Here is a 20,819-nt window from a genome sequence, read left to right as displayed (position 1 = left end):
TTTTCTTTATCGTTTTCGTTACTTTGCAATATATTTCGAGAGCAGCTGCTCACCCTCGTCCAGACTGATGCCACGACGCTGGCAGTAGTCGGCCAATTGCGCCTCGTCAATACGTCCCACAGGGAAGTAGCGCGCCTCAGGATGCGTGATGAACAGGCCACAGATGGCCGTCGATGGCTGAATAGAGTAGTGGTCGTTCAGGGTGACGTTCATCTGGCGTTCAGCATCCAACTCGTCGAACACGATGCGCTTCAGCGAGTGGTCAGGACAGGTGGCATAGCCAAAGCCCACCCTGAGGAGCGATGGCATGTCGGCTTGCGCCATGATGGTCTTTTGCAGCCATTCAGCACACGCCTCAGTCAGACGGGCACAGATGGCGTGACTCATCAGTCGCTCCCCCTCGTCCTCAGGCTTTACCTTTGGCTGACAGGCAATGACGAAGAGTCCGATGGGCGTTGCCTCTTTTGTGTCGAAGTAGTCGGCCAGGCAGAGATAGTGGCCAGCGGCACTCTGACTGCGTAGCATGGGCATCACCTTGCCGCTTTCCAGTACGATGTCGTTGCCCTGGCGCTTGGCCGCCTCAAAACGATGGAGCACCTCCAGGCGGATGCTGTTGTTCTCGATGGCCTTGGCCAGGTAGTCCTGACCATCCTTCAGGGTGCGCTCAGCCTCAGGGTTCACCAATAGCTGCTGCAGCGTCTCGCCCTTAAAGCCCCAGAACAGCAGGAACATGCGCCAGTCGATGAGGGGCAGGAGGTCGGATGTCTGAGGGACGATGTTTGAGGGACAAGAGAGATGAGAGGTGAAAGATGCGAGCTGAGGCGCCTTCGCGTTGGCCTCGGCATAGGGTGTCAGAGGGGCATGATGTTCCTCGTAGGCCTCTCTCAGTTCCTGCTGCTCAGCCTTGATCTGCGCAATGGTAGTGGTGGCATCCATCTGCAGGTGCTTGGCAATGAGCGATGTCTGCGAGGCATCGCCGCCATAGGCCACGCAACCCTCATAGAGTGGCGCCAGTTTCACAGCCGTATGAACCGTCGATGTGGTGGCACCACCCACCACGATGGGCACACGCAGTCCCTCGCGTTGGAATAGCATGCACAGCTGTTCCATCTCCTTCAGCGATGGTGTGATGAGGCCACTCACGCCCACCAGACAAGGCTGGCGCTTCCTGGTCTCCTCCAGTATGGTTTCGTTGGGCACCATCACCCCCAGGTCAACAACCTCGAAACCGTTACAGTTGAGCACGATGCTCACAATATTCTTTCCTATGTCGTGCACGTCGCCGTTGGCAGTGGCCAGCACCACGCACGGCCGTTCCTCTTTCTGGGCCCCTCCCTCTGCGTCGATAAAGGGTTGCAGATGGGCCACGGCCTCCTTCATCACCTTGGCCGACTTCACCACCTGGGGCAGGAACATCTTACCTTCGCCAAACAGTTGGCCGATGTGCTCCATGGCCTGCATCAGTGGCTGTTCAATCACGTCGATGGGGCGACCATATTTCTGCAAAGCCTCAGGGATATCCTCTGCCAGGTGCTCGCTCACGCCCTTGCTCAGGGCATAGAGCAGTCGCTCCTCAATGCTTTTGGTGCGCCATGAGTCAACAACTGCTGTCGCTGCGCCAGTCGTCTCGTTGGCCGAGGCGAGTACTGCTGCCGCCATGTCGATGAGTCGCTCAGTGGCTCCATCGTCCGTGTTCAGTATCACGTCCTCCACTGCCTTCAGCAGCGTAGGGTCAATATCGTCGTACACCTGCAGCATGCCAGGGTTCACAATACCCATGTCCAGTCCTGCACGGATGGCGTGGTAGAGGAAGGCCGAGTGCATGGCCTCGCGCACCTTGTTGTTGCCACGAAAGCTGAACGACAGGTTACTCACGCCGCCACTGGTCTTGGCCCCAGGCAGGTGTTCCTTAATCCATGCCACAGCCTTGATAAAGTCCACACCATAGTTCTGGTGTTCCTTCAGTCCTGTGCCCACCGACAGGATGTTCACGTCGAAGATGATGTCCTGAGGTGGGAAGCCGATGCCTGTCAGCAGGTTGTAGGCACGCTCGGCAATGGCAATCTTACGTTCGAAGGTCGTGGCCTGACCCTCCTCGTCGAAGGCCATCACCACCACGGCGGCTCCCAGTCGGCGCAGTTCCCTGGCCTTACTGATAAAGCTCTCCTCGCCGTTCTTCAGGCTGATCGAGTTGACGATGCACTTACCCTGCGCGTTCTTCAGTCCAGCCAGGATAGTGTCCCAGTCGCTCGAGTCGATCATCAGTACTGAGCGACACACGGCAGGGTCGTTGGCAATATAGCGACAGAAGGTCTGCATCTCCTCCTTGCTGTTCAGCATGGCATCGTCCATGTTGATGTCGATGATGGCAGCACCACCTTCTATTTGGTGACGGGCCACGGTCATGGCCTCTTCATATTTCTTTTCGGCTATCAGGCGTGCAAACTTCCTCGAGCCGGCCACGTTGGTGCGCTCGCCCACGTTGGTGAAGTTCTGCGTCTGCTTGTCCACCAGCAGGGGCTCCAGTCCAGAGAGCCATAGCTTCGAGTTGAGCGACGAGGCCTTGGCTTGCGATATGTCTCTGGGTTTCAGGCCTTTCAGGGCCTCGCTGATGGCGTGGATATGCTCCTCGTTGGTGCCACAGCAGCCACCAGCGATGTTGATGAGGCCGTCCTCTGCCATCTGGCGTATATGACTGGCCGTATAGCTGGGCAACTCGTCGTACTCGCCCATCTCGTTGGGCAGTCCGGCATTGGGATGCAACGACAGATATACAGGGATGCGCTTGGCCAGCAGTTCGACAAAGGGTCGAAGGTCTGTCACGCCAAACGAGCAGTTCAGTCCAAAGCTCAGCAGGTGGGGGTAGTGGCACACACTGATGAAAAAGGCCTCCAGCGTCTGACCTGTCAGGGTGCGTCCGCTGCGGTCGTTGATGGTGGCCGACACCATCACAGGTATCTCGCTGCCCGTCTCCTCGTTCAGTTGCTGAATGGCATAGAGTGCTGCCTTGGTGTTCAGGGCGTCGAAGCAGGTCTCCACCAACAGAACGTCGGCCCCACCGTCCATGAGTCCCTTGGCCTGTTCGTGATACACGGCCGCCATCTCGTCGAACGATGTGGGTCTGTAGCCTGGCTCGTTCATGTTGGATGCCAGCGAGAGCGACCTCGCCGTGGGACCCATCGAGCCTGCCACAAAGACTGGCCTCTCTGTGCAACTGTCGGCCACCTCACGGGCTATCCTGGCACCTTCCTTCGCCATCTGATAGGCCACCTCCTCGCACCCGTACTCATGCTGACTGATACGGTTCGACGAGAAGGTGTTGGTGGCAATGATGTCGGCACCTGCCTCCACATACAGTCGGTGAATCTCCTTAATCACCTCTGGTGCCGTCAGACTCAGGATGTCGTTGTTGCCTGTCAGTGATACTGGCCACTGTGCAAACTGGCCTCTTTGATAATGCTCTGGGGTCAGTCCAAACGACTGAATCTTCGTGCCCATGGCACCATCCAAAATCAATATCTTTTCTTTTAAAAGCGCTTCTATTTTCATTCTTATCTTCTGCAGAGTGATAAAATCACGTTGCAAAGTTATAAAAAACAGCGAAAAATATCAAATGTTTTGCATAATTCAGAAAATATTTCTAATTTTGCGCCCATTAAAGAATATATCTCTAAGCATGGCGCTTAAACCTTATATTCACAGAATAAAACTCTAAAAGGCTCAGAGAAAAATAGTAAGAAGATGGCAGATATTTTAGACGAAACCGATCTGCAGATACTGAAAACGCTGCAGAAAAATGCGAAGTTAACCACCAAGGAGTTGGCCGATGCCGTGCATCTGACGCCCACGCCCGTTTTCGAGCGCCAAAAGCGCCTGGAGAAGAAGGGTTACATCAAGAAGTATGTGGCCATCCTCGACCCAGAGAAGCTGAATCAGGGTCTGCTGGTATTCTGCAAAGTGAAGCTCCAGCAGATTAACCACGAGATTGCCGACTCGTTTGTGCGTCGCATCCAGCGCATCCCTGAGGTCACTGAGTGCTACAACACCTCTGGTGCCTACGACTATCTGCTCAAGGTGCGTGCTCGCGACATGAAGCAGTATCAGGAGTTTGTGCTCAACAAACTTGGCGAGATCGAGAGTCTTGCCTCCATCGAGAGCACTTTCGTGATGAGCGAGGTGAAGCAGAACTACGGCATCAATATCTGATTCTTTGAACTTTTCTGACAATAGCGCCTCTGAGATTTAAAAATTCTGAGCCAAAAATTTTTTCTGTGCGTACAGGCGAAATATGAGCATGTTTATAAATCGTTGAAAATGAGAGGCTTACGAAATTAGCTCGAAAAGTGTAAAGATTTAGAACGCAATCGAATATTCGTTTAGGTTGTAACGGAGCCTGAGTTACACTGCAACGGAGGCTGTTTTGCATGGTAAAACAGCATGAGTTGCATCGTAAAACAGCCTCCGTTGCATCCTAAAATCGATAGGGGCCCCTCAAAAGGTCATTTTTGACCCATTTTTGCGTTCTAGTTTGCATTTTTTCAGAACCCCTTTTTTCGGCAGTATTTCTTTACAATGAACAATGAACAATGTACAATGTACAATGAATAAACGTGTGGCGGACGTTTGATGGGTTGAAGTCCTCCTTAGGCAAGGAGGGTTGGGTGGTTGTGAAAAAAGAAATATAAGTTAGTTGATGAAAGAAGAAATAAGTTTTATAATGAGAAGAAGATAAAAAGAAGAAAAAAAGTAGTACCTTTGTGTAAGTTTTCTGTTTTTCATGCGACTGATAGAGCAAAGTGTCAAATGAAACAAAGGATGAAATGAACCAAAATGAATTAGAACAGCAGTTCGTGAACCTCATGGACAACCACAAGCAGATGGTCTATAAAGTCTGCTTGATGTATGCCAACGACGATGAAGGCATCAGCGACCTCTTCCAAGAAGTGGCACTGAACCTGTGGAAGTCGTTCCCCCACTTCCGTGGCGATTGCAAACCATCAACGTGGGTCTATCGCGTCAGTGTGAACACCTGTATCTCGCACCTGCGCCATGAGCGCACACAGCCCCAGATGGTGACCCTGACGATGTCGATGGCAGACCTCTTTCCTGACGAGCAGGAGCGCGAACAGCTGCGAGAACTCTATCAACTGATCAACCGACTGGGCGAATTGGAACGCGCGCTGATTCTGCTGTGGCTCGATGACAGGTCGTATGAGGAAATGGCTGAGATGCTTGACATATCGGTCTCGAATGTGGGAGTGCGCATCAACCGCATCAAGGCGAAACTCAAGCAGATGTCTAACAACTAAAAAACAGAAAGAACAATGGAACTACAAGAATTAAAACAGAAATGGACAATGCTCAACGACCGTCTGTCGAAGAGCGAGGTATATAACAAGCAGGTGCTGATGGAGACCATCAAGGGCCATAACAAGTCGACCTATGAGCAACTGTCAAAACAGGGCATCTTCAACTTCCTGGCAACGCTGTTTGTGGCAGCCTTCGTGGTGCCCCTGCTTCATGAGAAGGGCATCTTCCACGCCCCCTCATTCTATATCCTTGAGGCTGTCTGCGTGCTGGGCGTGCTGATGGTGGTATGCCGACTCTTCCTCACCAGTAAGTTGAACGTGGTTGAGGCGCCAGGCAAGCAGCTCAAGGCACTCGTCAACTATAAGCGCTGCTTTGTGTATGAGTCGGTCATAGGCACTCCCCTGGCTGCTTTCGGCATCTGCATCACGCTCTATCTGGAGCATGTGGCCTCGCCCCTTGGCATCTTCTTCGTGGCCCTCGGCTTCTTTTCTGGCCTCTTCTGTGGCTGGATTGGATGGCGCAGACACAAGAGCACCATGCAGGAGGTTGAGAAGAATCTGCAGGAACTCAAAGAGCTTGAGTCGTAAGATACGTCTTATGGCTTTTTATGATAATCCTCTATGTTGTCCCTGCTGAACACGATGGTGTCGGCATGCGTGATGGAGCCAGCGGCGAAGTAACCCAGACAGCCGCCTGAGATGTTGCTGTGGGGGTTGGCGCCGTGGTATTGGCCAGAGCCCAACTCAGACAGGTAGTTATAGACCTTGGGGTCGACAGCCATCAGCGTGACAGTGACCCTGTCGCCATCATAGAGGATGCGATCCCAGTCCTTCTCATCGTCCTCGTCCATCTTTTTCTCGCTCATCAGCATCCAGTCCATGATGATGGTGCCTGGCGGACAGCCACGGTCGTCGAACAGGTCCCAACTGAAGGGGGCCGTCTGGCGCTTGTCCTTCAGGTGGGGATGATGCGAGAGGCGATGCATCCTGAACCAGTAGTAATTACGCACATCGGGCTGGGGGTCAACACCCGTCATCTCGTAGCACAGCATGCGCTCGCCCATCATCGGCATCCACGAGAACTCAGACGTGTTGATGATGGCTGCTGGGGGCATGGTGGACGAGGCTTTATACTGCACGCCCTCGAAGAACATGTTAAGGAAATAGGTGTTGCCAGGCTCGCCAGGAACGGGCGAGAAATAGCGGTTGGTGGCTTCATCATAGGTGAGCTCGGTGGTGAGTCCGTCGTCGCCGTTGATGGTGATATAGGCGCCAGGCAGACAGCGCGAGTGGACAGAGTCGGTGACCGATCTGCTGCGACTCACAGTGACCCATCGGCCTTCGTTAGTTACCTGGCCCTCGATCACCACCACAGGGTCCTCCTCGTGGAAGTCGAAGTCAATCTCCTTGGTGCAGGCGCTAAGCAGCGCTGCTGCTATCATTAAAAAGAATATCTTTCTCATATCGAATCAATATTTCAGGGTGAACGAAACGGAGGGCACGATGCCAAAGAGCGAGGTCTGCTCTACCTTGGTGCCCGATGCTTTCTTGTCGTCGTTTGAGAAACGGATGACGTAGGGGTTGTAGCGGTTGTAGGCGTTATAGACGCCAAACGACCAGATGTGGGTGGCCTTGCCGTGCTTGCGAGTGTAGTTGGCACTGAGGTCCAGTCGATGGCAGGCTGGGGCGCGATAGCTGTTGCGCTCGCTGTACGAATAGAACGTGTTGCCAAACATGTCGTACTTGGCCGTAGGGGCACTCAGGGCCTGACCCGTGTTATAGTGCCAGGTGGCAGCCACATCCCAGCAGGGCGACAGCTGATACATGCCCACGATGGACAGGTCGTGGCGACGGTCGTTCGATGCCGTATACCATCGGCCGCCGTTGATGCCTTCAATCTTGTTCTCCGACCATGCCAGCGTATAGGATATCCAACCCGTCAAGGGACCGTCGTTCTTGTGGGCGCAGAGCTCCAGTCCGTAGGCACGCCCCTTGCCGCCCAGGATGATGCGCTCCACCTCGATCTCAGAAAAGAAGAACTTGCCATCACGGAAGTCATACACGTTGTCGATGGTCTTATAGTAAGTCTCGGCCGAGAAGTCGTAGGCGCCGTTCCTGGTGATGCCTGTCCAGCCCAGCGACACCTGGTTGGCCTGCTCAGGTTTCACGATGTTGCTCGACATGAGGTAGCGACTGAAGGGCATGCCCGATGCGCCGTTGTTGATGGCGTGCACATCCTGCGATGTGCGACTGTAGCCTATCTTCAGGTTGTGCTGGGCGCCCAGACTGATCTTGGCGCTGAGGCGTGGCTCTATGTCGGCATAGGTCTTCACGATATGCGAGCTGCTGGGGTTGGTGGTATTGGTGATGTTGCCGTCGGCATCAATCTCATAGTAGGGCGCGCCACCCAGTACTGAGAAGAGGTGCAGACGGGCACCAGCCTGCAACTCGAGGGCATCGCTGATGGTCCAGTCGTCGCCAATCCACAGGGCGCCTGTCAGGGCGTTGCGCTTCTCGCGCTCGTGCAGTTCTATGATGTCCCATTCGGCCGACTGCACCTGAAGGTACGAGCCTTCCAGTCCGTAGTTCATGCGATGATGGCCGTCGATGGTCCAGGTGTGCTGGTGGTTCAGCGTGGCATGGCGGATAAAGCCTTTCATGGTGTAGTCCATGCTCATCACGTCCATGCCTATATGACTGCTGAAGTCGCTATAGATAAGTTTTGTGTTGGCATAATACTGATCGCTGAAGGTGTGCAGCCAGTTGGCCGTGGCCGTGGTGTTGCCCCACTTCATGAACATCAGGTCTTCCAGTCCCATGTTGTCGAAGCCGTGGAAGAACGACAGCGCCAGCACGTCCTTCTGCGTCAGGTGGAAGTTCAGGCGCACGTTGGCATCATAGAAATGCAGGGTGTTGTTCTTATATTCGTCGGTGGCCTTGAGAAACAGGTCGAGATACGAACGACGACCAGAGACGAGGAACGACGACTTGCCTTCTTGTATGGGGCCTTCGGCCATCACCTTGGCCGACAGCAGGCCGATGGTGCCGCCATAGTGATAGTCGTACATGTCGCCAGAGCGCGTGCTGATGTCGAAGACGGATGATGAGCCGCCACCAAACTGTGCTGGCACCATACCTTTATAGAGGGCGCCACTCATCAGGGCGTCGTCGTTGAACGTCGAGAAAAGGCCCATCAGGTGGCCTGCATTATAAACGGTGGCCCCATCCAGCAGTATCAGGTTCTGGGCTGCCGTGCCGCCACGCACCTGATAGCCGCCAGAGCCTTCGCTCTCGCTCTTCACGCCAGGCAGCAGTTGCAAGCTCTTGATAATATCTTTCTCGCCAAAAAGCGAGGGTACTTTTGCCAGTGTGGCTATCTCCACTTTCTCTACACCTATCTGCACCTCGTCCATTCGCTTCTGAACGGAGCGCGAGGTGATGGTCACTTCCTGCAGGTCTTTCTCGCGTGCAATGTCTGACGCCTCCTGAGTCATGCCTGGAAGTGGTGCTACGGCCGCCACTGCAGCCGTTAACCTGAAAATCATCTTTTTAACTAATACTTTCATTTTTTCTTTTGCTTCAACGTCTTTTTCGTCTACACGTTTGTTTTGTCGCTGCAAAAGTACAAAAAAAAGCAGAATACACCATGGATATGGGATATTCTGCATGATTATGTGATGAATGGATGATTCAAAAACTACTGATGTTCCTTTTTCTCCTTGCCATGAACACTCTTAACCTTCATGCCCAACTTACCAGGCAGGACGGCATTGAGTGTGACACCAACGATGGCTGAAAGGGCCAGGCCTGAGAAATGGATGGGGCCGATGTTCACGTTGTCGTCGGCACCATACTTCACGCCAATGGCGATGACCAGAATCAGGGCTGCCACAAACACGTTGCGCGATGAGTTGAAGTCGACACTGTCCTCCACCAGATTGCGCACACCCACAGCCGAGATCATGCCATAGAGAATCAGACTCACCCCACCAATGGTGGCAGCAGGCATCAGGCCGATGAGGCAGGCAAACTTAGGACAGAACGACAGCAGGATGGCGAAGCAGGCTGCCAGTCGGATGACGGCAGGGTCGAACACCTTGGTGAGGTTCAGCACACCAGTGTTCTCGCCATAGGTGGTGTTGGCAGGGGCGCCAAAGAGTGATGCCAGCGCAGTGGCCAGTCCGTCGCCCATCAGGGTGCGATGCAAGCCAGGCTCCTTGAGGAAGTCCTTGCCCACGGTAGATGAGATGGCACACATATCGCCGATGTGCTCCATGATGGTGGCAATGGCGATGGGCATGATGGCGATGATGGTAGAGATGAGGAATGTGGTGTCCAGATTGTCGAACACGGCCAGCGCCGTCTGCTCTCTGCTGAACGGCAGTCCAATCCAGTCGGCCTCGCTCAGCGACGAGAAGTCAACCTCGCCCATGGCCACGGCCGTCAGATAGCTCACCACCACACCCAGCAGGATGGGGATAATCTTGATGATGCCCTTACCACACACACTTGACAGGATCACTGTGGCCAGTGCCACGATGGCCAGGGGCCAGTTGGTGGTGCAGTTCTGAATGGCACTGCCTGAGAGTACCAGACCAATGGCAATAATCATAGGACCAGTGACGAGTGGAGGGAAGAAGCGTAGCATCTTTTCAATGCCAAACGACTTGATGAGGCCTGCCATCACGAAATAGCAGAGTCCTGCAAAGAACACGCCGATGCAGGCATAGTCCAGGGCCAGCGTCTCGCTCATGCCCTGCTCCACGCCCAATGCCTTGACCGACATATAGCCGCCCAGGAAGGCAAATGAGGAACCCAGGAAGGCGGGCACCTGCAACTTGCTGACAAAGTGAAAGACTAAGGTGCCGATACCTGCAAACAGCAGCGTTGACGACACGGAAAGACCTGTTAACACGGGCACCAGCACGGTGGCACCAAACATGGCAAACAAATGCTGGACACCCAGGATGACATACTTGGGCAGCCCCAGTTTTCTGGCATCGGTGATGCCTTCTTTCTCTGTAATAGGGTTCATCTGAATTTTAAAATTATTGTGTCTATAGGTTGTTTGGCTGCAAAGGTAATCATATAATTGAAAATACACAAATCAAAAACGCAAAAAGTGACGCCGTCCAGAATTTCTTTTTTTTTCTATAGTCTAACGCCAAACGACAGGCGGGCATAGGCATCATAGATGTTGATCTTGCCATGGTCGTTCTTATAGTTGAAGTTGTTGTACTGCGCCTGTGCGCCAACGAAGTAGTTGCGCCAGTTATAGGCTATGCCGAGTCGCAGGTCGAGGTTCAGTCGGAACATGCTGTGGTTCACCTCTGGCTCCACATCCCAATAGTCAAACTGAGGGTTCGGCGTGTCAATCATCAAAATGGGCTTGTGGGTCTTGCCGTTGGCCCATGTCTTTGTCTCTTTGTTCCAGTCGCCGTAGTTGTCAACAGACTCTTTTGGCGACAGGTCGTAGTTGGTCTCGTATTTGTAGGCCTTCACACGGTTGTAGAGGCTGACGGTGGGCATGGCCATCACGTTGACAACAAGGCCACGCAACGGCACCCAGTTGTAGCCGTAGCCCACGCCCAGGTTGGCCTGATGCACTTTGGCGCGATAGATGCCATGACCAAGAATCATAAAGACGAAGTTTCGGATGTCTGAGTAGTCGAACGACGACTGATACCAGGTGGCTCCCAATAGGAAAGAGCCTGCGGAGCGACGCTGGATGACCGATTGGTTGTAGGCAGCCGCCTGCGAGTAGCGACGACCGTTAAACACGTAGTAGCCGTTGATATAGACGGAACGGATCCATACTGGCGCTGGCATGTTGAGCGTACTGTCATACTGGGTGGTCTGCCCGTTCTCGTAGTCTGTTGAACTGATCTTGGCGTCTTGCGTGTTAAAGCGTCTCAGTCGGAAGTTGAAGCCATACTTGGCTCCTGTTGAGCTAAGCGAATAGTAACGGCCGGCGTTCTTGGTGAGCGACTTGGAATAAGAAAAGCCCGTGCCACGATAGCCCACCCAGAAACCCACGGAAGAAGCCACGGGAGGCTCGAAGCACAGGTTCCAGTCGGAATGGTCGTTGGTTCCAGGAAAATCAACGCTCTGGCTGTAGTCCACATCAACCACGTTCTCTTTATAGCGCAACACCACTCTCCAGGGCTTCTCGGGCACTTCAATATAGCGCGCATCCACCGCTGCCTTTGCTCTGGTTTCCAGGAGTTGCTGCACCTCGTGAAGCTGCTCCATCCAGTTCAACTTACTGTCTTGTGTACTTGTGCTGTCAAAAGGTTCCTGTTCCTGTGCTGCAGCATTCAATGAGAACAGCAGGAGGCAGATGATCGTTCTTCGTATCATATACTAAGGCTTTTATGGTCGCAAAGATAACACTTTTTTTGAAATGTCCAAATCGTTTGACCGACATTTATTTTGTTTCCAAAGTGTTTCAACGTTGGAAACACTTTGTTTCGCCTATGGAAACAAAGTGTATACACTATCGAAACAGAGTGTTTCCTTTATAGAAACAAACTGTATCCTTGGGAGAAACTAAATGCAACTTGTAGTTTAACGATTTTAGTTGACTACTTCCAGTCTTATTAATGATAAGAGTTGACTCAATTAAACTTAATTTTTATTTCACGTTGACTCTATTTGGAATTAGTTATAAATCGGGTTTACACCTATTCTGATGCAAAGATACCTATTTAATTTTATGCAGCCAAAGCTTTGAGTGCAATTTCTCTGTGACTCTTCCATTTCTTCTTCAATTCGCCAGTACAGAGAGCAGCCTGAGCTGGTGTTTTCCAGTCAAGGCTCATATGTGGACGCTCGTTGTTATAGAAGTCAATAGCTACTTTCAGGGCTCTTTTTACCTCATCAATAGAGAAAAACGACATGTCCATAAGCAATTCGTTCTTGATAATGCCGTTGACACGTTCGGCTACTGCATTCTCCTTGGGATCTCCACACTCAGTCATGCTGATCTTGATATTGTTTGCTTTCAGAATATCCGTATAGGCGTAGCTGGCGTATTGGACGCCGCGGTCAGAGTGGTGGATGAGGTCATGGGCAGGATTTCCGCCAAGACGCTTCAAAGCCATGTTGAGCGCGTTAATGGCAAACTTGGCCTCCAGCGTATCGCCCACGCACCAGCCGATAATCTCTTTCGTATAGTAGTCCGTCACCAGCGACAGGTAGCAGAAATCGTACTCGCCAGTCTGGCCATTGAGATAGACGACCATATAGGTGATGTCGCTCACCCATAGTTGGTTGGGACGTAACGGGATGAGCTTCTTCACAAGGTTGGGATACAAGGGCAGGTCGTGGTCGGAGTCCGTTGTCCTGGTACGACGCTTCTTCTTGCGCACCTTCAAGCCGTATTTGTCAATGATGTCGTAGAAACGGTTGTAGCCCACACTGTGTTCCTCGCCGAATGTATCTGTATACTTATGCCACAGCGGACCACCGCCCATGCCGCGGTCCTTCTTGCGGATATTCTTGATAAACTCCACTACAAATGTCTCTTCTGCGAGCTTACGCATCTGACTGTTGCCGTGTTTGTAGTAGGCCTGTGTACTCACACCAAGCAGCTCACACTGCGACGTGACAGGATAAGCCTTCGCGTCGCGAGTGTAAAGCCTACTCACTACTTGGTGCCAGCTTTTTTTAAGTCAATGCCGTACACTTCCTTGCCAAAAGCCACCATCTCCTCATAGAAGTCTGCACGAAGCTTCTCTTTCTTCAGTTGAGACTTCAGGGTTGACACCTCCTCAAGTAACTTCTTGTAGTCCTCCGGAGTTACATCATTGCCTTTTTTCTTCATTTGATCTGCTAAATCTGGATATTCCGCAGCAAAGGTACGAAGAATTTTGTAATAACGAGTTCTATTTAGACCTGTACGTGATAAAATTTCACTCTCACGGAGGTGCTGGACATAACGCATATCAAAGACATCCTTCATCTCGTTAATCAGATTTACATCTCTAGAATAACATTTTTCTTTGGGTTGTTTCACCATAATGTTGAACTTTTGGTGTCAACCTTATTTAAAACAAGACAACTAATTGCCTTGCGGCATTTCTGCTTGTCTTTCTCTGTCAGCAAGGGGTGCATGGCTGTGCCACCACGCTCGATGGTTTTCACGATGTTAAAGCCTGCATAGTGGGCTATTTCGCGCATGGCACGGATGGCGCCACGCGACTGCTTGAACAGGATGTTCCAAGGCCAGGGCGTGGTGCAGGTGCTGATGAGGATGCACTTCTTGCCCTTCATCAGTGGCTCAGGAAAGCGAGGGGTGTCGCGCATCATGCCATACACCTGACGGTCGAACATCAGCTTCATCTGTCCTGGGATGTTACCCCAGTAGCAGGGCGCTCCCATGATGATGGCATCAGCCTGCTGCATCATCTGCAGCACCCGTTGCGAATCGTCCTCTGCCAGTACGCACTTCCCCTTCGTGCGACAGGCCATACAACCTGTGCAGGGCTTCACGGTCAGGTCGTTGGTATAGACCGTCTCCACCGTGTCACCTCGTTTTTCTGCTTCCTCACGCATGATGCCAAGCATCTGCGAGATGAGTCCCTTCTTCCTGGGACTGCCATTTATAATCAGTATGTTCATAGCGCGTTGATAGTCTTTTGCAGTTCTTCCAGAAAGCGGGCTGCATGCTTGCCGTCCATCTGGGCATGGTGAAACTGGAAGGAGATGGGGAGGGTGGTCTTCAGCCAGCCTTTGCGATAGCGGCCCCAAGCCAGGAAGGGATTGTTGAAGATGCCGCTGTATTGATTAACGATGCTGTCGAGCTCTGTGCCCGTGACGGCCGAGGTGCCCACGATGACGGCCTCATCGTCGAGGATGTCCTGACAGGTCTGGGTGATGGTCTCCGTCAGATGCATGTAGTTGGCATTAAACGCCTCCAGGTCGTCGCTGACAGCCACATCGCAGAAGCTGAGTCCGCCCTTGACATTATCGGCTATCACGTTGATGGCCATGCGGTCGTATTTGTACAGTTTCCCATCTTGGGGCAACATATAGAACTCCTCAATCTTCGATGCAGCCTGACCGATGCACCAGCACAGTAGCATGTTGAACTTGAGCCTTCGCTTTCTGCTCGCCTTGCGCAGTCGCGTCACGTCGAAGGTCTTGGTGAGTGTCACCATGGGCATGGGCGACTTTGTCCACAGCTCGAAGGCAATGGCCCTGTTCGTGTCCTTGGGACTGATTTCCTGTTTCATCGTTTTTTATTTGTTAGCCGCTGCGAAGGTACGCATAATTGCTGAGACAACCAAATGCTTGGACTTGTTATTACTAATACTTTCATCGTATCTGTCTTTTCTTGTGTTTGATAATTATTCTATGGGTATCATTACACCACACTGGTAATCGGACCTCATAATCTACTTTTATTTAGCATAAAACATAAGATATTCCTCCAAATGGGCTTTGATATAATCAATGGTATGATGTCCTTCGTTTAAATGATTCTGAACCTGAGCGCCACGGGCTGCCAATCTTTCTGCCAGTTGCGCACATCCGCGATAGAAACCACCTTCATCTTCGTTGCCCGCATCAAGATAAAACTCGATTTTAGTTGGCAGAGAGTGTTTTTCGGCCAAAAAGAGCGGATTGTTTGCCGCCCATTGTTCGCGTGTGCCGAAATAATGCAGGTCTTCATCATCCAGTTGCTCGTCTATGGCAGGCATATGACCACCCACACGCTCAAACATCGTAGGATGTCGCAATGCGTAATTCAGGGCGATGTAACCGCCTGCCGAGCAACCGCCAATATAGCGTTTACGTGTCTTGTACTGCTGCTCTACATGTGGCAAAACTTCACCAAAGAAATAATCCTCGTAGGCGTTTAGCCCCAAAGCATCTTCCATTCTCGGACAGGCAATTAGTATCGGGTGCATTCTCCCGTCGGCAATCATCTTGTCAGCGACAGCCTGTATATCAAGTGCATGGATAATCTTCTCGTCACCGTTACGTCCGTGCATGAAATAAAGCGTAGGCAACCCCTCCGTAAAGTCAGCAGGCACATAGACCATCACTGCCATCGCTTTCCCAAGTACCTTGCTTTGTATTTCTATCGTGTCTATTTTTGAATTATTCATACTCAAATATCTTAAGATCTTTATTGCCAACGATGAGCTGCTTGATTTTTGGCATAATGGTGGTGTAGTGCTGGTTGGCGACATGAGCCTTGAAGGCATCATTATCAAGCCAAGTCTCGCAAAACAACAGGCATGTTGGACTACTACCCTGGAAAAGGTCGTAAGAGAGGTTGCCCTCTTCTAAACGCGATTGCTCAATGAGTTGCCGTGCCATCTGCTTTACCTGCTGAGCATCAGCCTCATCCTTTACATTAAACATACTATTAATTCTTACCATAATTGTATTCCAATTTAATGTCCTCTATGTTTCTCTTTCCTTTTGGCCTGGCGCAGGTCGAACTGACGTTGTTTTTCGGCTTCGCGTTCGGCTTTTGAACGCTGTTTTCGCTCCATCTTGTTCTGCTCCTGTTGAAGTTTCAGGGCCTGCTGCGACTTGGTACCTATGCCCTGCGACTGCATCTGCTTCTTGGCTTCGCGTAGTTGTCGCTTGGGATTTATCTTTGTCCCAGAATCCCTTTCGGCTTCAACCGCCTGACTGAACTGGAGGAGATGCCAGTTCTTATCAATGAACTCCATCACCTCCTTGTCCGTCGGCTCGGCACCAAAAGTCACCTTGCAAACGTGCAACCCTTCATGGTCGGTTTGCTCAAACAAACCAATCCAGAAAGGATCCTCAAACATAACTGTCAGCGAACCTGTATTCATCTTCTACTCTTTTAAGAGTGCGAAATGAAAACAACTTTCTCTTCCCATGCTTTCAGGAAAGCAAGCTGTTCTGGTGTAGAGCCGATATATAATTCTTCCATCATTTTGATTTAAATTTCCCACTGAGGATTCTTTTGCGCAGACACTTTACGGCGGGCTTGTAATAGTCAATCTCCATCGCTTCGAGGGTGCGCTTCAGCTCGTCCGTCAGTTCAGGATAGAAGGTGCACATGCGATAGGCAAGTTTCATGCAGAGCGTCTGGATGCCAGGGAACTCCTCTATGCTGACCGCATGTTCGAAACAGAAGTCGAGGAAGTCTGTGCGCAGATCTTCCTCGTTCATCTTCAATCGCTCGATGATGTTCAGCGTTAGCCGCCTGACGGACGAGTTCTCCGTCTGCATGGCCTGGTCAATCAACTCATTAAATATCACCTGCAATTCAGATAGTTCTTCGTTCGTGGCCTTGGTCAGTCCCCACAAGGCACTCCTCGTCACACGATAATCCGAATCGAAAACATACTGTCGTGCAAAGCCCAGGAAATCACCCTCAGCCTTGACTTCCTGATATATTTCCTGCGCACCGCCCTCAGAAAACGTCTGTTTTAGTCGCTCGCTTGTTATCGCCATATGATGTTTCTTATATATGTTGTCCTAACTCGAATGCCTCGTTCAAGGCATTGGTGTTTTTGATATCGCCTTTATCCTTGACACCACGAACCAACACACGACCAGCATCCTCCAACTTGAAGAAGTTCAGGCAGAGCTGGTATTGCACGAGGATGCTGTCGAAGAGTTCAGGAAGTGTGGCAGCACCAACAAGCAGCAACGCCATCTTCTTGATGGGGAACGTATCCCTGACGGGATTATGACAGCGGTCGATGACGGCCTTCAGCTGTGCACTCAGTCCGTAGAAATACACAGGCGAGGCAATTACCAAAATATCGGCATGAGCCATCTTCTCATAGATAACCGACATATCATCCTTCTGAGCACAAAGATGGTGCTCGCTCCTGAAGCAGGCGTTACAGCCCATGCAGGGATTGACCTTATAATCGTGTACAGATACGACCTCTACATGGTGTTTCTGCAAGACACCTTTGACGAACGCCTCCACCAATAAGTCCGTATTGCCGCCCCTCCGAGGGCTTCCTGAGAGAATCAGTATATTCATTTTTTCCTTAAATAAATACCTTTATGCTTTGTTATTCGCTTAATCGCATTATTCTGAATGTACAGCGGTCGCTCCCTCTAAGAATTGTATTCTCAATCAGAACCTCGAAATGACTGGGTAACGACAAGTGCTTTATTGTTCATCATTTATTCAATCACAAAACTACGTGGATAAAAATCGCTATAGAATCGACCATCGGTGGCGGTGAATTTGAGTACGCAATAGTTAGGGTCGGTGACACCACCGAGATAGTACTCTGTGTCGCCATCGCGCCAGATCATCTCCTTCGAGGCGGCATCCGTCAGTACCTCCATCGTACCTCTGAGCATCATGCCCTTAAATCCTTCGGCATCACAGAAATAGATGCTGGCTTTGGGGTTGGCTTTGTATTGGGCCACACGTATTGAGAATGTGTTAGTTGTAAAGTAGAAAGTTTTGATACCCTCACGCTTGCGTGGCTTCAGCATGGCCTTGGTCCAAGGAAAACCTTCTTGGTCTACTGATGAGATGTAAGCGATGGGCAGTTTGTCGGCCATCTGTGCAATGAGTTCTTTAACGCCGGCTAAAGCGGGGTTAACATTCTTGACTTCATCGTTACTAATATCCAACGTTTTGCGCCAGCGCTTTAATTGGGGGAAATACGTTTTCATCATGCCGATGTACTCCTCTTTAGTGATGGGTTTCTCCAACCCCTCGTTGACAGCACCAATAAACTGCGCACAATGTTCGATCATCTCTTCCATCGTGCAGTCCTGCAAGAACTTCCCATCCTTATAGCAGTACATGCAATAATCTTCATTCTTACTGCCATCGGCATTCGTGCCGAGAACATCTTCGGTTAGCGGCATGCCGCAACTCTGACAAAATTTCATTTCTTTCATAGTGTATCTATGTTTATGGATTATTCATATTTTTATCATTCAACTATAGGCACACACATCTCGCAAAAGCCGTTTGACACCATCTTGACAGAATATCTTTCCATTATTGGGCGTGAAAAATCTATCTTCACGCCGTTGTTGGCCATCTCTGTCGGAAATGATTTCCAGAAATCTGTTACGGCATCTTTAGTGTGGTTGATGGTGAAGACTGCATATTTGCCCCCGCAGAGGTTCCGGGTCTCTACTTGGTCTTCGACTGCGATATCTTTTGCGCTTGAAGCTAATAGGCATACATCATATCTACACTCGCTTGGTTTAGTGAATTGTGGGTTGTCGAGGGCTATACCAAAAAGTACAGCATCGTCTGTCAACAAGCCTCGTTCATTAGACCATGCCTTCATTTTGCACATCAGCTCATAGTTTTCTTCACCGTATTGTCCCGTGCGACGCATATAAATAACCTCGTCACCATTGATTTCTTCTATTCTCATATTCTATTGCTATTGTAAATTATTTCCGTAATGCTCGATAATATACTGCCACGAAGCATCTTTATCATCAAGATTAACCTTCACTTTCATTATTATATTTTATTTATTATGATTTGACGCTGCAAAGGAACGCATAATTGCTGAGACAGCCAAATATCTGGGATAAACCGCAGTGATTTGTGACGAATGGGAGCGCTAATCGTGAGTTACAGGAGCGCGCATCTATGTAGCACCATGCAATGATGACAATTCTAATCTCAATACTCTGATAGGCCTGTTCTCACCTTGATACTGGTTTTCGTCTATGCAAATCTCGCCTGTGGGAACGAAACCACACTTTTCCATTACTCTACCAGAAGCTGGATTATCTACGAAGTGGCCGCTAATGAGCGATTTGATGTCCGTCGATTCTCGGATGTGGTCTAACATCAGGCGCAGTGCCTCTGTGCAGATGCCCTTATTCCAATAGGGCTTGGCCACCCAATAACCAATGAGCGGTTCACCCTCGCGGGCCGGCAGATCGCACTCGCACGACGGGCCGTACCCCATAGCGCCAATAGGTTCGTCAGTCTCTTTTAGAACGATAGCCCATGTGTGCAGCACGTCATTAAATACAGTGCGAATAATCTCCAGACTCTCCTCCACATTCTGATGAGGTGGCCATCCTGCACGAGGCCCCACATCAGGATCAGAAGCCCATTTATACAGTGTCTCCGCATCCGATTCGCGCCAAGGGCACAATATGATACGATTTGTTTCCATTGTAATTCTATTCATTTGATATTATCGTTTTCTCTTCCCATGCTTTCAGGAAAGCAAGCTGTTCTGGCGTATGAAACCAATGTTCTCCATCAGGCATGATGGTGACCTGGCACTGATGCTGACTGATGAAGTCGTGACCTACTTCCTCGCTGACAATCAAGTCCACTTCTGGGCGAAGGATGTATGTGGGTGTATCCCAGCAAGTAATAGGGTTATTAACAACCCACTCGTAATAGTCATCCTCACGCTGTGGCATCAGCTCTATAAACCGCTTCATATCGAGAATCGGAGAAACAAGTAATGCCTGTTCCACTTTCTTGCTCTGGAAAGCCAACAACGTAAACCACGAGCCTATGCTATTAGCACGAACGGAAACCGATTGCCAATTATCATATAGATAATCACAGATATCATTCAGCAAAGGCAGTACCTCCCAAGGCTTGCGCTCTACAGGCAGGTCGATACCCAAAACTTGATAACCATTGGGCACAGCCTCCTCTGCAAAGGCCAATGCCTCTTCCTTGCGTCCATGCAATCCATGCACAAACAGGAATACCTTGTCACTCTTTTCGCCAATGAGTATGACCGGTGCTTTATTGTTCATCATTTACTCAATTACAAAACTACGTGGATAAAAATCGCTATAGAAACGACCATCGGTGGCGGTGAACTTCATGACACAATAGTTCGGGTCGGTCACGCCGCCTGGATAGTACTGTTCGTCTCCATCACGCCAAATCATCTCTTTCGAAGCGGCATCCGTCAGTACCTCCATCGTACCGCGCAGCATCATGCCCTTGAAACCCTCGACATCGCAGAAATAGATCGAGGCCTTGGGGTTAGCCTTGTATTGAGCCACACGTATTGAGAATGTGTTGGTGGTGAAGTAGAAGGTTTTGATGCCCTCGCGTTTGCGTGGTTTCAGCATGGCCTTGGTCCAAGGGAAACCTTCTTGGTCTACTGACGAGATATAAGTGATGGGCAGTTTGTCGGCCATCTGTGCAATGAGTTCTTTTATGCCTGCCAAAGCAGGGTTAACAGTCATGACTTCATCGCTACTAACATTCAGCGTTTTGCGCCAGCGCTTCAGCTGGGGGAAATACGTTTTCATCATGCCGATATACTCCTCTTTGGTGATGGGCTTCTCCAGCCCCTCGTTTACTGCACCAACAAACTGAGCACAATGCTCAATCATCTCTTCCATCGTACAATCCTGCAGGAACTTGCCGTCCTTGTAGCAGTACATGCAATAATCTTCGTTCTTTGTGCCGTCGGCATTCGTACCTAGCACATCATCTGTGAGCGGCATGCCGCAGCTCTGGCAAAATTTCTGTTTCATATTATTATCGTTTTATACGTTTCGATGCTGCAAAAGTATTGTATT

22 protein-coding genes and 2 pseudogenes are annotated in these 20,819 nt (G+C 50.5%); 3 read left to right on the top strand and 21 right to left on the bottom strand.

The features are described from left to right. Positions 1 to 18: 18 nt before the first annotated feature. Positions 19 to 3,549 carry a methionine synthase gene (metH, locus tag M1D30_RS12995; protein ID WP_248504655.1) on the bottom strand — a complete coding sequence of 1,177 codons (3,531 nt, stop codon included), beginning with the start codon at positions 3,547 to 3,549 and terminating at the stop codon, positions 19 to 21. Positions 3,550 to 3,741: 192 nt separating this feature from the next. On the opposite strand from metH, the gene M1D30_RS12990 reads away from it, so the two are divergent. The 3 genes from M1D30_RS12990 (at position 3,742) to M1D30_RS12980 (ending at position 5,897) form a co-directional block, all read left to right on the top strand. Next, positions 3,742 to 4,206 carry an Lrp/AsnC family transcriptional regulator gene (locus tag M1D30_RS12990; RefSeq protein ID WP_248504653.1) on the top strand — a complete coding sequence of 155 codons (465 nt, stop codon included), beginning with the start codon at positions 3,742 to 3,744 and terminating at the stop codon, positions 4,204 to 4,206. Between the two features lie 614 nt (positions 4,207 to 4,820). Further along, a complete protein-coding gene (locus M1D30_RS12985) occupies positions 4,821 to 5,309 on the top strand; it encodes an RNA polymerase sigma factor (RefSeq protein ID WP_248504651.1) in 489 nt (162 codons plus the stop codon). Between the two features lie 15 nt (positions 5,310 to 5,324). Further along, complete coding sequence (locus tag M1D30_RS12980) at positions 5,325 to 5,897, top strand: hypothetical protein (protein ID WP_248504649.1); 573 nt, start codon at positions 5,325 to 5,327, stop codon at positions 5,895 to 5,897. An 8-nt stretch (positions 5,898 to 5,905) separates the two neighbouring features. Here the strand turns inward: M1D30_RS12980 and M1D30_RS12975 are convergent, their stop codons facing one another. The 20 genes and pseudogenes from M1D30_RS12975 to M1D30_RS12880 all read right to left on the bottom strand — a co-directional run. Then, the gene (locus M1D30_RS12975) at positions 5,906 to 6,772 is read right to left on the bottom strand and encodes a DUF4249 family protein (protein ID WP_248504647.1); all 867 of its coding nucleotides are present in this window, start codon (positions 6,770 to 6,772) and stop codon (positions 5,906 to 5,908) included. Positions 6,773 to 6,778: 6 nt separating this feature from the next. After that, entirely contained in the window at positions 6,779 to 8,854 is a 2,076-nt protein-coding gene (locus M1D30_RS12970) for a TonB-dependent siderophore receptor (RefSeq protein WP_248504645.1), read from the bottom strand. A gap of 152 nt (positions 8,855 to 9,006) precedes the next feature. Continuing rightward, on the bottom strand, positions 9,007 to 10,344 hold the full coding sequence (locus M1D30_RS12965; protein WP_248504643.1) for a uracil-xanthine permease family protein: 1,338 nt from the start codon (positions 10,342 to 10,344) through the stop codon (positions 9,007 to 9,009). Positions 10,345 to 10,460: 116 nt separating this feature from the next. Then, positions 10,461 to 11,669, bottom strand: a complete 1,209-nt coding sequence (locus M1D30_RS12960; protein WP_248504641.1) for a DUF4421 family protein — start codon at positions 11,667 to 11,669, stop codon at positions 10,461 to 10,463. A gap of 353 nt (positions 11,670 to 12,022) precedes the next feature. Further along, a complete protein-coding gene (locus M1D30_RS12955) occupies positions 12,023 to 12,958 on the bottom strand; it encodes an IS3 family transposase (RefSeq protein WP_248504218.1) in 936 nt (311 codons plus the stop codon). After that, positions 12,958 to 13,329, bottom strand: a complete 372-nt coding sequence (locus tag M1D30_RS12950) for a hypothetical protein (protein WP_248504216.1) — start codon at positions 13,327 to 13,329, stop codon at positions 12,958 to 12,960. The genes M1D30_RS12955 and M1D30_RS12950 overlap by 1 nt, the downstream gene beginning before the upstream one ends. After that, a complete protein-coding gene (locus tag M1D30_RS12945) occupies positions 13,323 to 13,931 on the bottom strand; it encodes a flavodoxin family protein (protein ID WP_248504639.1) in 609 nt (202 codons plus the stop codon). The genes M1D30_RS12950 and M1D30_RS12945 overlap by 7 nt, the downstream gene beginning before the upstream one ends. Beyond that, a complete protein-coding gene (locus M1D30_RS12940; protein ID WP_248504637.1) occupies positions 13,928 to 14,545 on the bottom strand; it encodes a CatA-like O-acetyltransferase, family 2 in 618 nt (205 codons plus the stop codon). The genes M1D30_RS12945 and M1D30_RS12940 overlap by 4 nt, the downstream gene beginning before the upstream one ends. 168 nt (positions 14,546 to 14,713) lie before the next feature. Continuing rightward, positions 14,714 to 15,424 carry an esterase family protein gene (locus tag M1D30_RS12935; RefSeq protein WP_256466170.1) on the bottom strand — a complete coding sequence of 237 codons (711 nt, stop codon included), beginning with the start codon at positions 15,422 to 15,424 and terminating at the stop codon, positions 14,714 to 14,716. Beyond that, entirely contained in the window at positions 15,417 to 15,701 is a 285-nt protein-coding gene (locus M1D30_RS12930) for a putative quinol monooxygenase (protein WP_248504632.1), read from the bottom strand. The genes M1D30_RS12935 and M1D30_RS12930 overlap by 8 nt, the downstream gene beginning before the upstream one ends. 14 nt (positions 15,702 to 15,715) lie before the next feature. Continuing rightward, complete coding sequence (locus tag M1D30_RS12925; RefSeq protein ID WP_248504630.1) at positions 15,716 to 16,129, bottom strand: YjdF family protein; 414 nt, start codon at positions 16,127 to 16,129, stop codon at positions 15,716 to 15,718. A gap of 100 nt (positions 16,130 to 16,229) precedes the next feature. Beyond that, on the bottom strand, positions 16,230 to 16,757 hold the full coding sequence (locus tag M1D30_RS12920; RefSeq protein ID WP_248504628.1) for a hypothetical protein: 528 nt from the start codon (positions 16,755 to 16,757) through the stop codon (positions 16,230 to 16,232). Positions 16,758 to 16,767: 10 nt separating this feature from the next. After that, positions 16,768 to 17,301: a flavodoxin family protein gene (locus tag M1D30_RS12915; protein WP_248504626.1), complete on the bottom strand. Its 534-nt coding sequence runs from the start codon at positions 17,299 to 17,301 to the stop codon at positions 16,768 to 16,770. Positions 17,302 to 17,447: 146 nt separating this feature from the next. After that, a complete protein-coding gene (locus tag M1D30_RS12910) occupies positions 17,448 to 17,846 on the bottom strand; it encodes a pyridoxamine 5'-phosphate oxidase family protein (RefSeq protein ID WP_371874192.1) in 399 nt (132 codons plus the stop codon). Positions 17,847 to 17,927: 81 nt separating this feature from the next. After that, positions 17,928 to 18,173 (bottom strand): annotated as a pseudogene (locus tag M1D30_RS12905) (zinc ribbon domain-containing protein); the annotation flags it as partial. A 44-nt stretch (positions 18,174 to 18,217) separates the two neighbouring features. Next, on the bottom strand, positions 18,218 to 18,673 hold the full coding sequence (locus tag M1D30_RS12900) for a GyrI-like domain-containing protein (RefSeq protein ID WP_248504624.1): 456 nt from the start codon (positions 18,671 to 18,673) through the stop codon (positions 18,218 to 18,220). Positions 18,674 to 18,895: 222 nt separating this feature from the next. After that, positions 18,896 to 19,450, bottom strand: coding sequence for a GNAT family N-acetyltransferase (locus M1D30_RS12895; RefSeq protein WP_248504609.1), 555 nt, complete (start codon positions 19,448 to 19,450; stop codon positions 18,896 to 18,898). After that, a complete protein-coding gene (locus M1D30_RS12890) occupies positions 19,443 to 20,042 on the bottom strand; it encodes a hypothetical protein (protein WP_248504607.1) in 600 nt (199 codons plus the stop codon). The genes M1D30_RS12895 and M1D30_RS12890 overlap by 8 nt, the downstream gene beginning before the upstream one ends. After that, positions 20,043 to 20,462, bottom strand: a complete 420-nt coding sequence (locus M1D30_RS12885) for a pyridoxamine 5'-phosphate oxidase family protein (protein ID WP_248507860.1) — start codon at positions 20,460 to 20,462, stop codon at positions 20,043 to 20,045. Positions 20,463 to 20,522: 60 nt separating this feature from the next. Further along, positions 20,523 to 20,774: pseudogene (locus M1D30_RS12880) on the bottom strand (zinc ribbon domain-containing protein); the annotation flags it as partial. Positions 20,775 to 20,819 lie beyond the last annotated feature (45 nt).

The organism is Prevotella sp. E15-22 (genome assembly GCF_023204875.1).
Lineage (GTDB): Bacteria > Bacteroidota > Bacteroidia > Bacteroidales > Bacteroidaceae > Prevotella.
This window is presented reverse-complemented; position numbering and strand designations above follow the sequence as displayed.

Excerpts from the sequence above, each read along its gene's own strand:
- metH (WP_248504655.1), bottom strand. The coding sequence starts at position 3,549 with ATGAAAATAGAAGCGCTTTTAAAAGAAAAGATATTGATTTTGGATGGT.
- M1D30_RS12990 (WP_248504653.1), top strand. The coding sequence starts at position 3,742 with ATGGCAGATATTTTAGACGAAACCGATCTGCAGATACTGAAAACGCTG.
- M1D30_RS12985 (WP_248504651.1), top strand. The coding sequence starts at position 4,821 with ATGAACCAAAATGAATTAGAACAGCAGTTCGTGAACCTCATGGACAAC.
- M1D30_RS12980 (WP_248504649.1), top strand. The coding sequence starts at position 5,325 with ATGGAACTACAAGAATTAAAACAGAAATGGACAATGCTCAACGACCGT.
- M1D30_RS12975 (WP_248504647.1), bottom strand. The coding sequence starts at position 6,772 with ATGAGAAAGATATTCTTTTTAATGATAGCAGCAGCGCTGCTTAGCGCC.
- M1D30_RS12970 (WP_248504645.1), bottom strand. The coding sequence starts at position 8,854 with ATGATTTTCAGGTTAACGGCTGCAGTGGCGGCCGTAGCACCACTTCCA.
- M1D30_RS12965 (WP_248504643.1), bottom strand. The coding sequence starts at position 10,344 with ATGAACCCTATTACAGAGAAAGAAGGCATCACCGATGCCAGAAAACTG.
- M1D30_RS12960 (WP_248504641.1), bottom strand. The coding sequence starts at position 11,669 with ATGATACGAAGAACGATCATCTGCCTCCTGCTGTTCTCATTGAATGCT.
- M1D30_RS12950 (WP_248504216.1), bottom strand. The coding sequence starts at position 13,329 with ATGGTGAAACAACCCAAAGAAAAATGTTATTCTAGAGATGTAAATCTG.
- M1D30_RS12945 (WP_248504639.1), bottom strand. The coding sequence starts at position 13,931 with ATGAACATACTGATTATAAATGGCAGTCCCAGGAAGAAGGGACTCATC.
- M1D30_RS12940 (WP_248504637.1), bottom strand. The coding sequence starts at position 14,545 with ATGAAACAGGAAATCAGTCCCAAGGACACGAACAGGGCCATTGCCTTC.
- M1D30_RS12935 (WP_256466170.1), bottom strand. The coding sequence starts at position 15,424 with ATGAATAATTCAAAAATAGACACGATAGAAATACAAAGCAAGGTACTT.
- M1D30_RS12930 (WP_248504632.1), bottom strand. The coding sequence starts at position 15,701 with ATGGTAAGAATTAATAGTATGTTTAATGTAAAGGATGAGGCTGATGCT.
- M1D30_RS12925 (WP_248504630.1), bottom strand. The coding sequence starts at position 16,129 with ATGAATACAGGTTCGCTGACAGTTATGTTTGAGGATCCTTTCTGGATT.
- M1D30_RS12920 (WP_248504628.1), bottom strand. The coding sequence starts at position 16,757 with ATGGCGATAACAAGCGAGCGACTAAAACAGACGTTTTCTGAGGGCGGT.
- M1D30_RS12915 (WP_248504626.1), bottom strand. The coding sequence starts at position 17,301 with ATGAATATACTGATTCTCTCAGGAAGCCCTCGGAGGGGCGGCAATACG.
- M1D30_RS12900 (WP_248504624.1), bottom strand. The coding sequence starts at position 18,673 with ATGAGAATAGAAGAAATCAATGGTGACGAGGTTATTTATATGCGTCGC.
- M1D30_RS12895 (WP_248504609.1), bottom strand. The coding sequence starts at position 19,450 with ATGAATAGAATTACAATGGAAACAAATCGTATCATATTGTGCCCTTGG.
- M1D30_RS12890 (WP_248504607.1), bottom strand. The coding sequence starts at position 20,042 with ATGATGAACAATAAAGCACCGGTCATACTCATTGGCGAAAAGAGTGAC.